The organism is Microbispora cellulosiformans, from assembly GCF_008728085.1.
GTDB lineage: Bacteria > Actinomycetota > Actinomycetes > Streptosporangiales > Streptosporangiaceae > Microbispora > Microbispora amethystogenes.
Genome location: NZ_VYTZ01000003.1, coordinates 439,617 through 455,071, shown reverse-complemented (window position 1 = coordinate 455,071; position 15,455 = coordinate 439,617). Strand labels below are relative to the sequence as shown.

The 15,455-nt window shown below is 73.2% G+C and carries 17 protein-coding genes and 1 pseudogene; 2 read left to right on the top strand and 16 right to left on the bottom strand.

Annotated features, from left to right (window positions below):
* Positions 1 to 41 precede the first annotated feature (41 nt).
* Positions 42 to 824, top strand: a complete 783-nt coding sequence (locus tag F5972_RS10100) for a phytanoyl-CoA dioxygenase family protein (RefSeq protein WP_150933142.1) — start codon at positions 42 to 44, stop codon at positions 822 to 824.
* Positions 825 to 929: 105 nt separating this feature from the next.
* On the opposite strand, the gene F5972_RS10095 is transcribed toward F5972_RS10100, so the two are convergent.
* From F5972_RS10095 to F5972_RS39305, 12 genes and pseudogenes are all read right to left on the bottom strand, one after another.
* Positions 930 to 1,679 carry a DsbA family protein gene (locus tag F5972_RS10095; RefSeq protein ID WP_150933141.1) on the bottom strand — a complete coding sequence of 250 codons (750 nt, stop codon included), beginning with the start codon at positions 1,677 to 1,679 and terminating at the stop codon, positions 930 to 932.
* Between the two features lie 60 nt (positions 1,680 to 1,739).
* The gene (locus F5972_RS10090) at positions 1,740 to 2,309 is read right to left on the bottom strand and encodes a DoxX family protein (RefSeq protein WP_150933140.1); all 570 of its coding nucleotides are present in this window, start codon (positions 2,307 to 2,309) and stop codon (positions 1,740 to 1,742) included.
* A gap of 138 nt (positions 2,310 to 2,447) precedes the next feature.
* Entirely contained in the window at positions 2,448 to 3,242 is a 795-nt protein-coding gene (gene trpA, locus F5972_RS10085) for a tryptophan synthase subunit alpha (RefSeq protein WP_150933139.1), read from the bottom strand.
* Between the two features lie 23 nt (positions 3,243 to 3,265).
* On the bottom strand, positions 3,266 to 4,471 hold the full coding sequence (trpB, locus tag F5972_RS10080; RefSeq protein WP_225311357.1) for a tryptophan synthase subunit beta: 1,206 nt from the start codon (positions 4,469 to 4,471) through the stop codon (positions 3,266 to 3,268).
* A gap of 65 nt (positions 4,472 to 4,536) precedes the next feature.
* Positions 4,537 to 5,361 carry an indole-3-glycerol phosphate synthase TrpC gene (gene trpC, locus F5972_RS10075; protein WP_150933137.1) on the bottom strand — a complete coding sequence of 275 codons (825 nt, stop codon included), beginning with the start codon at positions 5,359 to 5,361 and terminating at the stop codon, positions 4,537 to 4,539.
* Positions 5,362 to 5,518: 157 nt separating this feature from the next.
* Positions 5,519 to 5,944 (bottom strand): DUF2752 domain-containing protein, encoded by a 426-nt coding sequence (locus tag F5972_RS10070; RefSeq protein WP_150933136.1) that lies wholly within the window; start codon positions 5,942 to 5,944, stop codon positions 5,519 to 5,521.
* Between the two features lie 17 nt (positions 5,945 to 5,961).
* A complete protein-coding gene (locus F5972_RS10065) occupies positions 5,962 to 6,615 on the bottom strand; it encodes an RDD family protein (RefSeq protein ID WP_150933135.1) in 654 nt (217 codons plus the stop codon).
* A gap of 58 nt (positions 6,616 to 6,673) precedes the next feature.
* Positions 6,674 to 7,084: a DUF4190 domain-containing protein gene (locus F5972_RS10060; protein ID WP_191910042.1), complete on the bottom strand. Its 411-nt coding sequence runs from the start codon at positions 7,082 to 7,084 to the stop codon at positions 6,674 to 6,676.
* Positions 7,085 to 7,234: 150 nt separating this feature from the next.
* The gene (locus F5972_RS10055; protein WP_191910041.1) at positions 7,235 to 7,912 is read right to left on the bottom strand and encodes a TIGR02234 family membrane protein; all 678 of its coding nucleotides are present in this window, start codon (positions 7,910 to 7,912) and stop codon (positions 7,235 to 7,237) included.
* A complete protein-coding gene (hisI, locus tag F5972_RS10050) occupies positions 7,909 to 8,268 on the bottom strand; it encodes a phosphoribosyl-AMP cyclohydrolase (protein WP_150933132.1) in 360 nt (119 codons plus the stop codon). The genes F5972_RS10055 and hisI overlap by 4 nt, the downstream gene beginning before the upstream one ends.
* Positions 8,269 to 8,309: 41 nt before the next feature.
* Positions 8,310 to 9,041 carry a PDC sensor domain-containing protein gene (locus F5972_RS10045; RefSeq protein ID WP_150933131.1) on the bottom strand — a complete coding sequence of 244 codons (732 nt, stop codon included), beginning with the start codon at positions 9,039 to 9,041 and terminating at the stop codon, positions 8,310 to 8,312.
* Positions 9,042 to 9,150: 109 nt separating this feature from the next.
* Positions 9,151 to 9,291 (bottom strand): annotated as a pseudogene (locus tag F5972_RS39305) (GntR family transcriptional regulator); the annotation flags it as partial.
* On the opposite strand from F5972_RS39305, the gene F5972_RS37970 reads away from it, so the two are divergent.
* The gene (locus F5972_RS37970; RefSeq protein WP_204283727.1) at positions 9,254 to 9,460 is read left to right on the top strand and encodes a hypothetical protein; all 207 of its coding nucleotides are present in this window, start codon (positions 9,254 to 9,256) and stop codon (positions 9,458 to 9,460) included. The pseudogene F5972_RS39305 and the gene F5972_RS37970 overlap by 38 nt on opposite strands.
* Here the strand turns inward: F5972_RS37970 and F5972_RS10035 are convergent, their stop codons facing one another.
* The 4 genes from F5972_RS10035 to F5972_RS10020 form a co-directional block, all read right to left on the bottom strand.
* Positions 9,461 to 10,741 carry an alpha/beta fold hydrolase gene (locus tag F5972_RS10035; RefSeq protein WP_150933130.1) on the bottom strand — a complete coding sequence of 427 codons (1,281 nt, stop codon included), beginning with the start codon at positions 10,739 to 10,741 and terminating at the stop codon, positions 9,461 to 9,463.
* Between the two features lie 113 nt (positions 10,742 to 10,854).
* A complete protein-coding gene (locus F5972_RS10030) occupies positions 10,855 to 11,535 on the bottom strand; it encodes a response regulator (RefSeq protein WP_150933129.1) in 681 nt (226 codons plus the stop codon).
* Positions 11,499 to 13,550, bottom strand: coding sequence for an ATP-binding protein (locus F5972_RS39165; protein WP_150933128.1), 2,052 nt, complete (start codon positions 13,548 to 13,550; stop codon positions 11,499 to 11,501). The genes F5972_RS10030 and F5972_RS39165 overlap by 37 nt, the downstream gene beginning before the upstream one ends.
* Positions 13,551 to 13,619: 69 nt before the next feature.
* On the bottom strand, positions 13,620 to 15,440 hold the full coding sequence (locus F5972_RS10020; RefSeq protein WP_150933127.1) for an ABC transporter ATP-binding protein: 1,821 nt from the start codon (positions 15,438 to 15,440) through the stop codon (positions 13,620 to 13,622).
* Positions 15,441 to 15,455 lie beyond the last annotated feature (15 nt).

Genomic DNA, 15,455 nt, shown 5'->3' with positions numbered 1-15,455 from the left:
AAGCTTTGGCATGACGGCGCCGCGGCGAAGATGCTGTGAGCATGTTGAGCGACGCGCAGGTGAGGACGTTCATCACAGACGGCTTCGTCCGAGTCCAGGGCGCGTTCCCCAGAGAGATCGCGGACGAGTGCCGCGAGATCATCTGTCGGGACCTCGACGCCGATCCCGGCGATCCGGCCACATGGCCGCGGCCGGTGGCGGCACGCCCGGACTACGCGCAGGCGCCGTTCGAGACCGCGGCCAACACGCCGCGTCTGCACGCCGCATTCGACGACCTCGTGGGAATGGGGCGGTGGTTGCCCCGCACGAGCCTGGGAGGCTTCGTTATCCGCTTCCCAGGGGACGAACCGGCCGTCGTCGACGGGTGGCACGTCGATGTGAGCTTCCCCGGCCACGACTCCGATCCGGGCGACTACCTGACCTGGCGTGCGAACGTCGAGTCCAGGGACCGCGCACTGCTGATGTTCTTCCTGTTCTCGGACATCGATGAGAACGCCGCGCCGACTCGCCTGCGCGTGGGTTCTCACCTGGACGTGGCGCGGATCCTGGAACCTGAGGGCGAGGACGGCTTGGACGCCAGGGAGCTGGCCCGGCGTGCGGAGAGCGCCGCCACGCGTCGTCCGGTCGTCCACGCCACGGGCAGCGCGGGTGACGTCTACCTCTGTCACCCGTTTCTGGTGCACGCCGGCCAGCCGAACCTCGGAAAAGAGCCGCGTTTCCTTGGCCAGCCGAAACTCGGCCCGGCCGAGCCGCTCCAGCTCGACCGGGCGGACGGGGCCTTCTCCCCAGTCGAGGCTGCGATCAGGCGAGGCCTTGGACGGTGATCACCCACTTTTGGCCATAAGCCAGGCGGGGCCCCCGGAGCCGCGCCCTGATCCGTGTGCACAGCATCCGGACCAGGGCTCCCGACCGGGGCGTACGCCCCCGGGTCAGCTCTTGGCGGCGTTCACCACGGCGTCGCGCAGCGCGCTCGGCACGAACGCGGTCGTGCTGTCGAGCTCCTTGCCGTTGATCTTGATGGTCGGCGTGCCGCCCAGCTTCTGCGTGCTCATGACCTGCTGCGTGTACGTCTGGTGCGCCTGGACGTTGCCCTGCTTGCGTACGCAGTCGTCGAAGCCGGAGGAGGTCACGCCCGCCTCCTTGCCCCACGCGATCAGCTGGTCCACGGAGAACCCGCTGGAGGTCTCACTTGGCTGGTTCTTGTAGAGCTTGTCGTGGAACGCCACCCACTGCCGGCCGTCCGTGACGCACCGGGCGGCCGAGGCCGCGCGCAGCGAGTTGCTCTTGGTCGGCTCCTGCGTGAAGATCGTGATCACGTGGTAGGCGACCTTCGCCTTGCCCTCGGCGGCCAGGTTCTTCAGCGTGGCGCCGCTGGTCTCCTCGAACTGCTTGCACGCCGGGCACTGGAAGTCCTCGTACACGTCGACCACGGGCGTGGTGACCCCCGGCTGGGCCATGACGACGGTCCCGTCCTCCTGCACGGTCACCGCGGCGAGGCCGCCGGTGACCTTCTCCGAGGCGCCCTGCCGCACCGACCACACGACGAAGGCGGCCGCGACCACGACGACCACCGCGATGGTGGCGATCATCGTGACGCGCCTGCGCTGGTCCTGCTTGCGCAGGGCCTCCCGCTGCGCCGCGATGCGCGCCTTGGCCGCCTCGCTCGTCCGCTTGCTCACGAACCTTCCCCCCTGCTGTCACCGCGGCCGGACCCAGTGCCGGACCCGCGGTCCTGCCTCTCAGTCGCGGTCGTCCCGGCCCTCGTCCGGACCGTCCTCGTCCACCGGCTCCCGGGTTCCCCCGAAACCGAGAGCCGAGTCAAGCGACAGGCGGCTCACCGGCTTCACGACGATCCACGCCGCGCAGGCGAGCAGCCCGATGTCACGTGCAAGTTCCCAGAAGTAGTTCGGGTCCTGACCCGCGGCGAGGGTGCCGTCGCCGCCGAAGCAGCCGCAGTCGATGCGCAGCCCTCTGGCCCACGCGGACCCGATGCCGATGACGAACGCCACCATCAGCACGCCGCCGACTCCCGCCGCCACCCGGGTGAACAGGCCGACGAGCAGCAGCAGGCCCGCGATGATCTCCACGACGGGCAGGGCGTACCCGACGACCTGCGCCAGGGACTCCGGCAGCAGCTGATAGGCGCGCACCGCCTGCACCGACAGGGCGGGCGCTCCGATCTTGAGCGCGCCCGCGACGATCAGTACGGCCGCCAGCACGACGCGCGCCGCGGTCGTGACCCAAGGGAGCGCCGGTTTCGCGGACGGTAACCGGCCGGACACCTGAGCGCCGGATGCCAACTGAACCATCAGACTCCTCGCCCGGTAGGCAACACCGACTGAACAGTACCGGGACCCAACCTCACCATGTGCGGGATAAGAGCATGGTAAGCGGTGGCGTTTCCGCTGCTCGCGGCGGTACCGGGGGGAGAAAGCCAGAGATTCGGCTCAGCGCCGGACACCCCTGGCGAGTTCCTCCCCGAGTTCGCGTACCGCCGCAAGACCGGACGTCTCGTCCGGCGCGTCGAGCAGGCGCCGGATGAAGGCCGACCCGACGATGACCCCGTCGGCGTACGACGCGACCTCGGCGGCCTGGGCGCCGTTCCCGACGCCGAGACCCACGCAGACCGGCAGCGACGTGTGCGCCCTGGTCTTCTTGACCAGTCCCTCGGCCGCCGAGCTGACCGACTCCCTTGCGCCGGTCACGCCCATCAGCGAGGCCGCGTACACGAAACCGGTGCAGCAGGCGGCGACCCGGGCGATGCGCTCGTCCGGCGAGCTGGGCGCGACGAGGAAGACCGTGCCGAGGCCGGACTCCCGGCTCGCGTCGAGCCAGGGCCCGGACTCCTCGGGCGTCAGGTCCGGCGTGATCGTCCCGACGCCGCCCGCCGAGGCGAGGTCCCGGGCGAAGCGCTCGGCGCCGTAGCGGTCGATCGGGTTCCAGTACGTCATCACCAGCGTCGCGGCCCCGGACTTCGCCACGCCCTCGACGGTGCGCAGCACGTCGGCGATGCGGGTGCCGTTCTCCAGCGACCGGTGCACCGCGTCCTGGATCGTCGGGCCGTCCATCAGCGGATCGGAGTACGGCAGGCCGATCTCGATCACGTCGCAGCCGGCCTCGACCATCGCGGTCGCGGCCTTCACCGCGCCGTCCTTGGTCGGAAAGCCGGCCGGCAGGTAGCCGACGAGCGCGGCCCTGTCCTCGGCGCGTGCCTTGTCGAACACCGCCTGGAGTGTCGTCATCGGGATGCCCTATCGATGCTGGATCAGAGGTTGAAGTACTTCATGGCGGTGCCCATGTCCTTGTCGCCGCGTCCGGAGAGGTTCACCAGGATCACGGCGTCCGGGCCGAGTTCGCGGCCGAGCCGCAGCGCGCCCGCGAGCGCGTGGGAGGACTCGATGGCCGGGATGATGCCCTCGGTGCGCGCCAGCAGGGCGAAGGCCTCCATGGCCTCCTCGTCGGTCACGCCCTCGTAGGTGGCGCGGCCGCTGTCCTTGAGCCACGCGTGCTCGGGGCCCACACCGGGGTAGTCGAGACCGGCGGAGATCGAGTGCGACTCGATCGTCTGGCCCTCGTCGTCCTGCAGGACGTAGGTGCGGGCGCCGTGCAGCACGCCGACGCTGCCCTGGGTGAGGGTGAGCGCGTGTTCGCCGGTCTCCGCGCCCCGACCGCCGGCCTCGTAGCCGTACAGGCGGACGCCCTCGTCCGGGATGAAGGCGTGGAAGAGGCCGATGGCGTTCGACCCGCCGCCGACGGCGGCGCAGACCGCGTCGGGCAGGCGGCCGGTGAGCTCCCGCACCTGGCGGCGCGCCTCGACTCCGATGATCCGGGCGAAGTCCCGGACGATCTCGGGGAACGGGTGCGGCCCGGCGACCGTGCCGAACAGGTAGTGGGTGTGCTCCACGTTGGTGACCCAGTCGCGGAACGCCTCGTTGATGGCGTCCTTGAGGGTCTGGCTGCCGTTCGTGACCGGGACGACCGTCGCGCCGAGGAGCTTCATCCTGGCGACGTTGAGCGCCTGGCGCTCGCAGTCGACGGCGCCCATGTAGATGACGCACTCCAGGCCCATCAGCGCCGCGGCGGTGGCGGTGGCGACGCCGTGCTGGCCCGCCCCGGTCTCCGCGATGACCCGCCGCTTGCCCAGCCGCCTGGTCAGCAGCGCCTGGCCGAGCACATTGTTGATCTTGTGGGCCCCGGTGTGGGTGAGGTCCTCGCGCTTGAGCACGATCCGCGCGCCGCCCGCGTGCTCCGCGAAACGCGGCACCTCGGTCAGCGTCGTGGGACGGCCCGCGTACGTGCGCAGCAGGTGGTCGAACTCGCGGACGAAGTCGAGATCGGTCTTGGCCTTCTCGTACTCGGCGGCCACCTCGTCGAGGGCCGGGATGAGCGCCTCGGGCACGTACCGGCCGCCGAATATGCCGAACTTGCCCCGGACGTCCGGATCGTCGCCGCCGACCCCGCCCCCGGCCAGGTCGGCGGGGGTGATGATGGTCTCGTCCGTCGAGGTCACTCGGCCTCCTTCTGCGGTGCTGTCGTTCACGGGTGCCTCTCGGAGCCGGTGTCCTGCCGCGAGGCCGGGTGCGCGCCCGCGGTCACCAGGTCGTTGACCGCGGCCTTGGGGTCCTTGCCGGTGACGAGGCTCTCGCCCACCAGCACCGCGTCGGCCCCCGCCCGCGCGTACGCGAGCAGGTCGTGCGGCCCGCGCACCCCGGACTCCGCGATTTTTATGACGCCGTCCGGCACCTTGGGCGCGAGCCTGGCGAACACCTCGCGGTCCACCTGCAGCGTCTTCAGGTCGCGGGCGTTGACGCCGACGACCTTCGCGCCGGCGTCCACCGCGCGGGTCAGCTCCTCCTCGGTGTGCACCTCGACGAGCGGGCAGAGCCCGATCGACTCGGCCCGCTCGATCAGCGAGACGAGCGCCTGCTGGTCGAGAGCCGCCACGATCAGCAGGGCGAGGTCGGCGCCGTGCGCCCGGGCCTCCCACAGCTGGTAGGAGGTGACGATGAAGTCCTTGCGCAGGACGGGCACGTCGACCGCGGCCCGCACGGCCGCGAGGTCGGCGAGCGTGCCGCCGAACCTGCGCCGCTCGGTCAGCACGCTGATGACGTGCGCGCCGCCCTCCTCGTAGTCGGCGGCGAGCGCGGCGGGGTCGGCGATGGCGGCGAGCGCGCCCTTGGACGGGCTCGACCTCTTCACTTCGGCGATCACCGAGACCCGGTCGCCGCCGAGGGCGGCGTAGGCGTCCCGGGGCTCGGGGGCTCGGGCGGCGATGCGCTTGAGCTCCTCGATCGGCACGTCGCGCTGCCGCTCCTCGAGGTCCTCCCGCACGCCCACGATGATGTCGTCAAGAACACTCACGCGTCCTCCTCGCCTTCGGCTCGGAGCTCGCGCGAATCACCTGTCCGCTCGCTCACGCGCAAGGGTCCCTCCGGTCGGCTGCTCTCGGTCGGCTGCTCTGCGTTCCTGCCCTGCGATGGTATCGGCCCGTCTCGCGTCGATCGGCCACAGGGTCGCGTCACGGAGCGAGGAAATGCCCGAAAGGCACATTACGCACTACCCAGAAGACGGCCGCGACGGCGATCAGTCCCCACAGGTAGACGGGGCGTGCGGCACCCGGGCCCACGGGCCGCCCCTGCCATGATCGTAACGTCCACCTGGCCCATGCCGCGATCACGACAGGAACGCAAACGACAAAGAGAAGGTTCATGCGCGCGGCGCCGGCGAGGTCGGCGTGCGCGAGATCGTGCACGGCGCGCAGGGCGCCGCAGCCCGGGCAGTACAGACCGGTGAGGTAGTAGAAGGGACAGACGGGGTAGTGACCCGGCTCGTGCGGGTCGACCACCGCCAGGTACGCCACCGCCGCGGCGAGACCGGCCGCGGCGCCGAACGGCGCGCGCAGCGACCGTATCCGGTCCCGCGCGCGCCGTCCGGTCACGTCCACGTACTCAGCCTATCGGCTCAGGCGCGCACGACCACGGTGCCGACGATCTTGTCGGCGAAGGTCTGCCGCTTGGCGTCCCACAGCGGCCAGAGGAAGCCGATGTAGCAGGGCAGGCCGTCGACGATGTGGCAGAGGGACCGGACGAAGGCCATGCCGAAGCCGATGTACTCGCCCGTCTGCTCCTTGACCGTCTTGATGCCGAGGACCTTCTTGCCCACCGTCTGGCCGGTGGTGCCCTCCTGGTACTTCAGCCACAGGGTGACGCCGATCGCGACGACGAAGCCCAGAAGGTAGATGATCACGCCGATTCCGCCGCCGCCCGTCGACGTGACCTCCCCGGTGTTCGGGTCCACCTGCAGGGAACTGGCGGTCATGGAGCCGCCGATCATGTAGAGGATGCCGGACGGGATGCCGACGATCAGGGCGTCGATCAGGTAGGAGCCGACGCGCAGGCCCCAGTGGGCGAGCTCGGGGCCGCCGTAGCCGCCGGAGGGCGGGCCGTACGCGCCGGGGCCGTACTGGCCGCCCTGCGGGGGCGAGGGGTAGGAGCCCTGCGGCGGCGGGGGGTAGCCGCCCTGGGGCGGCGGGTACCCGCCCTGCCCACCGGGCTGCTGGGGGGGCTGCTGAGGGGGGTAACCGCCCTGGTTGTACGGGTCGTTTCCGTAGGTCATGTGGAGCTCCAGCGAAAGTGGGAGAAGGAACGCGAAGGGGGGAGACCCGGGGCGGGGACTAACCGGCGACGTGCGAGACGCTCAGCGCCGCCAGCAGACCCAGCCCGATCGCGTACAGGATCCAGACGGCGGCGCCGGCATAGGACAGGATCAGCCCGGCGATCGCGAGGCCCCGGCCCTGTTCCCCCGTCCGCCGTGTCTGGTTCAACGCGACGTGACCACAGATGACGCCGGCGATCCCGGGAACCCCGCAGAAGAGCAGGCCGAGAACGCCGAGAACGAGCGATGCGACGGCCATGCCGTTCGTGCGGGGACCATGGGGTTGGTGGTACCCGTACGGAGGGGGCGGTGGCGGATAGCCGTACCCGTTTCCATAGCCGTGGCCATAGCCGGAGACCGGCGGCACGCCGCCCGCGCCGGGCGGGTGGCCGTGGCCGCCCGAGTCACCCGGCAGGTACCCGTGGCTCATCCGGTCTCCTGTGCGATCAACTAAGTCGCCGCGAAGCCTATCGACAGCCGGGCGACCCGTCGGAGCGGAACCACAGTTTGTGGGCGATTTGTAATCTGAGGTGGGAACGGTCCAACGTCCGCGGCCCATCCGGCACCGGGGCGGACCGGCTCAGCGGCGGTCGTCGGTGGGGTCGTCGGTGGGGTCGTCTCCCTCGTCGAGCGCGTCCCACATGGCGCGGTCGGCGTCCCGCGCGGGAGCCCTTCCCGGCTCCGTGCGGGCGTGACCGGCGCCCCTTTCGTACCTGCCCGACATGCCGGGCCAGCGCGCGCCGCGCACCGCCGCCACCACCCCGGACCCGAGCAGGACGAGCCCGCCCGCGGCGGCGAGCAGCGGCCAGACCCAGGCGCGCGACTCCACCGGGACCGCGGCGCCGGAGATCGTCGCCGTCGTCGCGTGCGCGCGGGCCGCGGCGGCGACCGTGGCGTCGCGGGTGCCGTCCCAGGCTCCGGCCGCGACCGCCGCGCCGAGCAGGGCGACGACCCCGCCGATCGCCCGCCGCCCGATCCCCCTCGCCGCCGGCACGGCCACCGCGGCGGCGAGCGCGGCCAGCGCGGCGGGTGAGAGCCAGGCGACCAGGTCGCCGCCGGTGAGGCCGTCCTGTCCCGCTTCCCCGGGGCCCCCGGCGGCGCCGAGCGTCACCCACCGCCTGCCCGCGGCGAGCAGCGCGAGCCCGCCGCCGGCGGCGCAGGCGGCCAGCCAGACGAGCAGCGAACGCCCCGCCGTACGGCCGGCCCGGCCGGGCGCGGCGGCGTGACCGGGGGCGGGTGCGGGGGCGGGAGTGGTCACGGCGCGCCGGTCACGTCGAGGACATCGAGGACGTCGGCGTCGAAGCAGGTGCGGTCACCGGTGTGGCAGGCGGCCCCCACCTGGTCGACCTTCAGCAGGACCGTGTCGCCGTCGCAGTCGAGCGCGACGTGCCTGACCCACTGCACGTGGCCGGAGGTGTCGCCCTTCACCCAGTACTCCCCCCGGCTGCGGGACCAGTAGGTCGCCCGGCCGGTGGTGAGCGTGCGGTGCAGCGCCTCGTCGTCCATCCAGGCGAGCATCAGCACCTCGCCGGTGTCGTGCTGCTGGACGATCGCGGGCACCAGGCCGTCCGGGGTGCGCTTGAGCCGGTCGGCGATCTTCGGGTCGAGGGCCATGTGGCCAATTGTGCCGCAGCGCCCTGCCGCCCCCGCCGCCGCTACCGGGCGGCGGTGACGAGCGACAGCGGAAGGTCGCCCACCCGGCGTACGCCGAAGCCCTCGGCGCCTCGGTAGACCGACCCGGCGACCCAGCTCGCGGTGTTGGAGGCGATCACCCGGCCCTCGGCGTTCACCAGGAACGCCGGCCCCGGGATCTCGCGCAGCGCCGGGAACACCGCGCCCTCGAAGCGCCGGACGAACACGTCGGCCGCGGCGACTCCGGCGAAGCCCCCGCCCGCCGCCACGGGCACCGACAGCGTGAGGCTGTACTCGTCGGTGCACAGGTAGTCGACGTACGGGCCGCAGATGGTGCGTTCAGCGCCCGAGGACGGACCGGTGTACCAGTCCCAGTGGGTGTAGTCGTAGAACGCGCTGCTCGCCGGGTCCATGTCCCGCAGGAGCTGCACGGGGCCGCCGGAGGGGTTCTCCCGCCACCACACCAGATACCACGGCGCGTCGGCCAGCAGGCCGGGCGCGGCGATGAAGCCGATGCTGGCGATGAGCGCGGGCAGGTGGGAGCCGCGCAGCCGGGCCCACAGCAGCGGGCGCAGCGCCGCGAGGTCGCCCGCCACCGGACGGCGTTCCCCGCCGCCCGGCCGTACGCACGCGGCGGCGGCGGCGCGGACCTCGCGCGGCGCCCCGAAGACGTCCTCGGTCGCCTCGCGCACCCGGGCGACCACCGCGGCGGTGTGGTCGCGCCCGGTCTGTGCGAGGGACACCGGTGTGCTCATGCTCTACTCCCGCAGCCGCAGCCGAAGTTCGATGAGGTGTCGTGTCGAGCACGTGCCGCTCGGCGGCGGCCCTGGCCTGCTCGCCGTCGCCGCGCCGGATGGCCTCGGCGATGGCGCGATGCTGTGCCGCCGTCTCGTCGTGCCCGCTCAGGGCCTCATGGGGAAGCCAGAGCAACGGTCCGATGTCGGCCTGTAACCGGATCTCCTCCCGGGTGAGGCGTGCGGACTGGGAGGCGGCCGCGACCTCGATGTGGAAGCGCCCATCGAGCCTGCGCAGCCGCGCGCAGGCCCCTGAGGCGTCCGAGGAGTCCGGGGCCCCGCCGGAGATGCCGGTGCGCGTCGAGGGCCGCGAGGCCCAGATCCTCCTCCTGCGCGGCTACTGGAATCCGATGGGCCTCGCCGCCGCGCTGCAGGCCTGATCAGGTGGGCGGGGTGGCGGCGGTGTAGGGCGGGAGCGGGAGCCGGTGGCCCAGCAGGTAGGCTCGCACCACCGCGAGATAGACGGCCGGCTGGTCCATGGCGATGGCATGGCCGGCGTGGGGGACGTAGACCAGGGTCGAGTCGGGCAGGGTGCGCCGGTAGTCGTAGGTGACCTGCCAGTCCTTGTAATCGCACTCGCCACGCATCACCAGCGTCGGAATGGTCACGGTACGCAGGCGGGGACGCGGATCGGGCAGGGTCCGGGCGTCGGCAATCGTCATCTGGTTGACGTAGAAGCCGGGGCGGTTGGCCGGGAGCGACGCCGGTGGACGGCCGGGGCACTGCGCGGCGGACACCGAAGCCTCCAGGATCCGGCGGAAGAGCTCGTCGGCCTCGTCGTCGCCCAAGAGGGCGTGGGCGGCGGACGGGTTCACCTCGGCCAGCAGCTGGGCCGCCGACATACGGGGGCTGGAGGCGAGGCTTTCGGCCCGCTCGCGCTGACGCGGTGAGAGCCGGTCCCACAGTTCGCCGCTGGCGCGTTCCCGGAAGGCCCCGTACCACAGGACGCCGGGTGAGCTCAGCACGGCCTTGGCCACGTGCTCGGGGTGTGCGGCCAGATAGTGTCCGGCCAGTTCGCCGCCCCACGACTGCCCGATCAGGATGATCTTGTCGGCGCCCAGCCGGCGGCGGATCGCGTCCAGGTCGGCGACCTGCCGTGCGACGGTATATCCGCGGATGTCAGACAGCCGGGTGGAGCGTCCCGAGCCGAGCTGGTCGTACGCGTACACATCGAAGCCGTCGGCGGCCAGCGCGCGCCCGGCAGGGGAGATTCCGTCGTTGGCGGTCCCGGGCCCGCCGTGCAGGAACACCACAGGCGCCGGACGGGGTCTGCCGACGGCGGGAATGTGACTGTAGGCGATACGGGAGCCGGTCGGCAGGTCCCAGAACCGGACGTCGGAACCGGGGGGCGGGCCGACGGGGCGGGGCATTGGCCGGAACAGCGGGACCCCGGCCGCCGCGCCGAACACGACGGTGGCGACGGCGGCGGCCAGGGCGGCGGGTCGCTGGCTGCGCTGGAGTCCGAACAGCGCGAGTCCCGCCCAGCACGAAAGGAAGAAGGTCGCGAAGAACGCCACAAGGGCCGCCGCGACCAACACCGGGACGAGCGCGGTCGCGAAGGCCGCGCAGAAGAACGCGGCCAGGGCCGCGACGACCGCCGCGACCAGCGCCACCAGGATCATGAGCACACCGCCGGCGCGCCGGAGGAAGATCATTGGCATACCGTCCAGGCTAGGTACGCCGTTCGCGTCGTTCCTCCTGCGTGACGACGAATCGCACAGGCCCCGCGCCCCGCCGGACGGCGGGGTCCGTCCCCCCTGCGCGGCGGGGGCCGTCAGCGAACGCCGGGGCGTACCAGCCCCGTCTCGTAGGCGGCGATCGCGGCCTGGACACGGTCGCGCACGTTCAGTTTGCGCAGGATGACCGCCACATGGTCCTTGACGGTGGCCGGGCTCAGGGACAGCTCCCGGGCGATCTCGGCGTTGCTGCGTCCGCGCGCGACCTGGACCAGGACCTCGGTCTCCCGCGGCGTCAGCGTCGCCGGCGGCGCGGAGCCGGGCGAGCCGCCCGGCGCTGCGGCGTAGTGGTCGATGAGCCGCCGGGTGACGGCTGGGTCGAGGAGAGCGTCCCCGGCGGCGACGACCCGGACGGCATCGACGACGCGCTGCGGCTCGGCGGTCTTGAGCAGGAAGCCCGACGCTCCGGCCCGCAGCGCGCCGAACACGTACTCGTCCAGGCCGAAGCTGGTGAGGAGCAGGACCCGCACCTCGGGGGCAGCGGCCGTCACACGCGCGGTCGCCGCGACACCGTCCAGGCCCGGCATGCGGACGTCGAGCACCGCGACGTCCGGGCGCAGGTCGAGGGCCTGCCGCACGGCCGTCTCTCCGTCGCCGCACTGGTCGACCACCCGCAGACCGGGCTCGGCGGCGAGAATGGCGGCGATGCCCGCGCGGACGATCGGCTGGTCGTCGGCGACCGTCACGCGGATCGCGCCGGATCGGTTTGTGGGAGCCACACCCGCACCGTACCGTCGGCGGTGATGCTCAGCGTCCCGCCCCCTGCGTCGATCCGGTCCCGCAATGGGCGCGGCACGCCGGGGGCGCCGGGGCGGCGTGGGCCGATGGTCAGGTCCAGTCCGTCCGGGACGTGGTGAAGGCCGATCGGCGTCTCGTCCTCGATGAGCGCCTCGACGGTGCGGTAGGCGATCACCTCGGCGGACGCGGGCAGAGGGCGGACGGGGCCGGTCACGCGCAAGGCGGCGCGATGACGCGTGGCCAGCGTGCGGATCCCGGCCAGGGTTGGCGGCGGGTCGTCGTCGGCGGGTGCGGCGCGCAGCTCGGTGACCAGGTCCTGCATGACGAGCATCGCCGCCCGCGACCGCGTCAGGACGTCCTGGAGGTCCTCGCGTTCGGCGGCGGAGACCGCGGCACGGACATGGGCGCACGCGGTGCCGCGCAGGCCCCGCAACAGCCGCGCCCGCTCCTCGTTCGCGGCAGCGGCCGCGTGGTCGTCGACGGCCCGGTGCAGCGCGGTCCAGGCGTCGCTTCCGGCCCGCCGCCGCCGTCCCGCACGCAGGCCGAAGGCCCAGCAGACCAGGGCGGGGACGAGCGCGGCCGCGGTGAAGACGGCCCAGGCGGTGAAGCGGTGCGCCACACCGTCTGCGGCCAGCGCCGCCCCGGCGACGGCGGCCACCACGAGCGGCACCGGCCAGCTTCCGGCCACGCGACGCCGCGCTCTCGACGCTGCCGCGTGGACCAGCAGAAGATCCGCCCACCAGCACCACAGCAGCACGTCGGTTCCGTGGGACGGCGTCCAGCCGTAGTGCTCGCACAGCAGCCACGCCAGCACGACGGCGCAGGCCGCCATCGCCGCCGCGCACGGGGCGCTGCGCCGCCACACCAGCGGTGCGGCGTGGGCGGCAAGCACCCCGGCCAGCAACGCGTCGGCCACGGCGGACCCACGGAACACATCCGGCCCTCCGGCGGGAATCAGGCATGCTCCCAAGGGCAGTGCGAACGCCAGGACCACGAGCGCGGCGTCGGCGGAGGCCGGCCCCCGCAGCCGCAGCCAAACCCTGGGTGCTACCGTGTGCGTCCGCCGTCCGGCGGCCCGCGCCCGCACCGGCGGCTCCCCGGCAGCGCCCGGAAGCGACATCCGGACGAGCCACCCGCCCTCGTGCGGGCCCGCGTCGAACCGTCCGCCCGCCTCGGCCACGGAACGCCGCAGAGCGTCCAGCCCCGTGCCGGCGCCGAGGCCGTCGCCGGCCGCCGTCCCTCCGCTGTCCCTCACCTCGACGAGGAGGACGTCGCCGTCGGCGTCCACTCGTGCCCGCACGGTGGCGCCGGCGGCGTACCGGGCGGCGTTGGTCAACCCTTCTCTGAGTACGCGATAGGCGAGCGCCGCGCCTTCCCGGGTGACGACCCGGACGCCGCGGCGGTAGCCGGCCTGCGCGAACGCGGCGGCGAGGGCGTCCAGCTCGTGCAGCGTGCGCGCGGGGTCGAGCGACGCGCCGAGAGCGTCGAGTTCCGCCAGTGCGGCGCGTCCGGCCTCCGCGGCGTGCCGGAGCGCCGCCGCCCGCAGGTCCGGGGCGTCCAGCCGGAGCGCGGCACCCGCCGTCACCACAACCCCCGTGAGACGGTGCCCGGCCACATCGTGCAACTCGGTGGCGAAGCGTGCCCGCTCCGCCCGTGCCGCGTCGCGCGGGACGGCCGCCGCGTGCCGCAGTAACTCCCGGCGGCCCAGCCGGGCGGCCGCGCGGCGACGGCGCGCACGGCCCGCCGTCCAGATCCCGGCGCCCACGCCCAGCGCGAGGACGCCGCCCGCCGCCGTCACACGCGCCGGCGCGCCGCCCCAGGCGACCAGCAGCACCGCGACCGCCGTGACCACGGCCATCGCCGAAAGCGAGACGCCCAGCGTCCGTGCGCGCGCCACGGCGAACAGCAGCGCCGAGACCGCCACGACCAGCGCCGGTACGGCCAGACCGCCCATCACACCGAGATGCGCCACCGCACCGATCACCATCATTCCCATGTGCATCAGGCCCCGCGAACACGGACTTCGACCGGCGGTGTCGCTGACCTCGGGCTTTCGCGCCGGATTTCAGCGAGCGGTGGTGGCGGTGGTCCAGGAGGCGTACAGGTCGGCGTACACGCCGGGCTGGGCGGCGAGCACGGCGTGGGGGCCGCGCTGGACGATCCGGCCGTGCTCGAACACCAGGATCTCGTCGGCCGCCTGGGCGGTGGACAGGCGGTGGGCGATCGAGACCGCCGTACGGCCCCGGGTGACCCCGTCGAGCGCCCGGGCGAGCCGCACCTCGGTGGCGGGGTCCACGGCGGAGGTGGCCTCGTCGAGCAGCAGCAGGTCGGGGTCGGCGAGGTAGGCGCGGGCCAGCGCGACCAGCTGCCGCTCGCCGGCCGACAGCGACTCGCCGCGCTGGCCGACAGGGGTGTCCAGACCGGCCGGGAGGCCGTCGAGCCAGTCGGCCAGGCCGAGCTCGGTCAGGGCCCGCGTGATCTCCTCGTCGGTCGCGGAGGGACGCCCGAAGCGGATGTTGCCGGCCAGCGTCGAGTCGAACAGGAAGCCGTCCTGCGGGACCATGACGATCCGCTCCCGCAGGGAGGCGAAGCCGACCTCGCGCAGATCGACCCCGTCCACCAGGATCCGGCCGGAGGTCGGGTCCATGAGCCGGGTGAGGAGCTTGGCGAAGGTCGTCTTGCCCGAGCCGGTCTCCCCCACGACCGCGACCCGCGTGCGCGGGGCGATCTCGGCCGACACCTCGTGCAGGACGGGCGGCCCGCCCGGGTAGGCGAAGCCGACCCCCTCGAAGCGGACCGCGATCGGGCCGCGCGGCAGCGTCGCGCCGTTCTCCGGGTCGGCCACGTCGGCCGGGGTGTCGAGCACGCCGAGGATCCGGCGCCAGCCGGCGATCGCATTTTGCGCCTCGTTCAGCACCTCGGTCGCGGTCTGCAGCGGGCTGACGAACAGGGTGATCAGGAACAGGAACGCGATGAGCCGCCCCGCCGTGATGGACCCGGCGACGCCCAGCTCGACCCCGGCGACGACCACCAGCGCGACGGCGGCCGAGGCGACCAGCTCGGTGGTCGGGAACGTGAACCCGACGATCTTCTGGGCCCGGGTCTGCGCCGCGCGCATCCCGTCCACCGCCTGGTCGATCCGCTCGGCGGTGCGGTCCTCCGAGCCGTACGCGCGGATCACCGCGCTGCCGACGACCGACTCGCTGACCGCGGCGAGCACGTCGCCGGCCCGCTCGCGCACCCGGGTATACGCCCTGGCCACCAGGCGCTGGAACCTCGGCAGGGCCAGCATCACCGGCAGGAAGCAGGCCCACACCAGCAGCGTGAGCTGCCAGGAGTAGACGGCCATGAGCACGGTCGCGACCAGCAGCTGGCCGACGGACACGATGACCATCAGGCCACCCCACTGCATGAAGGCGCTGATCTGGTCGACGTCTCCGGTGACCCGGGAGACCAGGCCGCCGCGCCGCTCGCTGTTCTGCGTCAGGACCGACAGGTCGTGCACGTGCCGGAAGCCCTTGCCGCGCAGGGTGGCGAGGCCCGACTCCGTGGAGCGGTAGAGCCGCACGTTCATGAGGTAGCCGCACACCGCGGTCAGCGCCACCGCGACCGCGCAGAGGGCGACGGCGTCGCGGATGAACGGCACGTCGGGCGCGCCCTGCCCCAGACCCCGGTCGATCACCTGCTGCACGGCGACCGGCACGACGACCTTGCCCAGCGTGGCCAGCACGGCCAGCGCCAGAGTCCCGGCGATCCCGCGGCGGAACTCCGGCGACAGCCGCAGGCCCTGCCGGAGTGTCTCCACCGCCCCGCGGTCGGCCGACCGCAGCGCGGAGGTCTCCCCCGTCTTCCCCGTGTCCTTTCCCGTGTCCGTGACGGCGGTCACCGGGCCACGCTCCCT

Excerpts from the sequence above, each read along its gene's own strand:
- F5972_RS10100 (WP_150933142.1), top strand. The coding sequence starts at position 42 with ATGTTGAGCGACGCGCAGGTGAGGACGTTCATCACAGACGGCTTCGTC.
- F5972_RS10090 (WP_150933140.1), bottom strand. The coding sequence starts at position 2,309 with ATGGTTCAGTTGGCATCCGGCGCTCAGGTGTCCGGCCGGTTACCGTCC.
- trpA (WP_150933139.1), bottom strand. The coding sequence starts at position 3,242 with ATGACGACACTCCAGGCGGTGTTCGACAAGGCACGCGCCGAGGACAGG.
- F5972_RS10065 (WP_150933135.1), bottom strand. The coding sequence starts at position 6,615 with ATGACCTACGGAAACGACCCGTACAACCAGGGCGGTTACCCCCCTCAG.
- F5972_RS10060 (WP_191910042.1), bottom strand. The coding sequence starts at position 7,084 with ATGAGCCACGGGTACCTGCCGGGTGACTCGGGCGGCCACGGCCACCCG.
- hisI (WP_150933132.1), bottom strand. The coding sequence starts at position 8,268 with ATGGCCCTCGACCCGAAGATCGCCGACCGGCTCAAGCGCACCCCGGAC.
- F5972_RS10045 (WP_150933131.1), bottom strand. The coding sequence starts at position 9,041 with ATGAGCACACCGGTGTCCCTCGCACAGACCGGGCGCGACCACACCGCC.
- F5972_RS10035 (WP_150933130.1), bottom strand. The coding sequence starts at position 10,741 with ATGCCAATGATCTTCCTCCGGCGCGCCGGCGGTGTGCTCATGATCCTG.
- F5972_RS39165 (WP_150933128.1), bottom strand. The coding sequence starts at position 13,550 with ATGGGAATGATGGTGATCGGTGCGGTGGCGCATCTCGGTGTGATGGGC.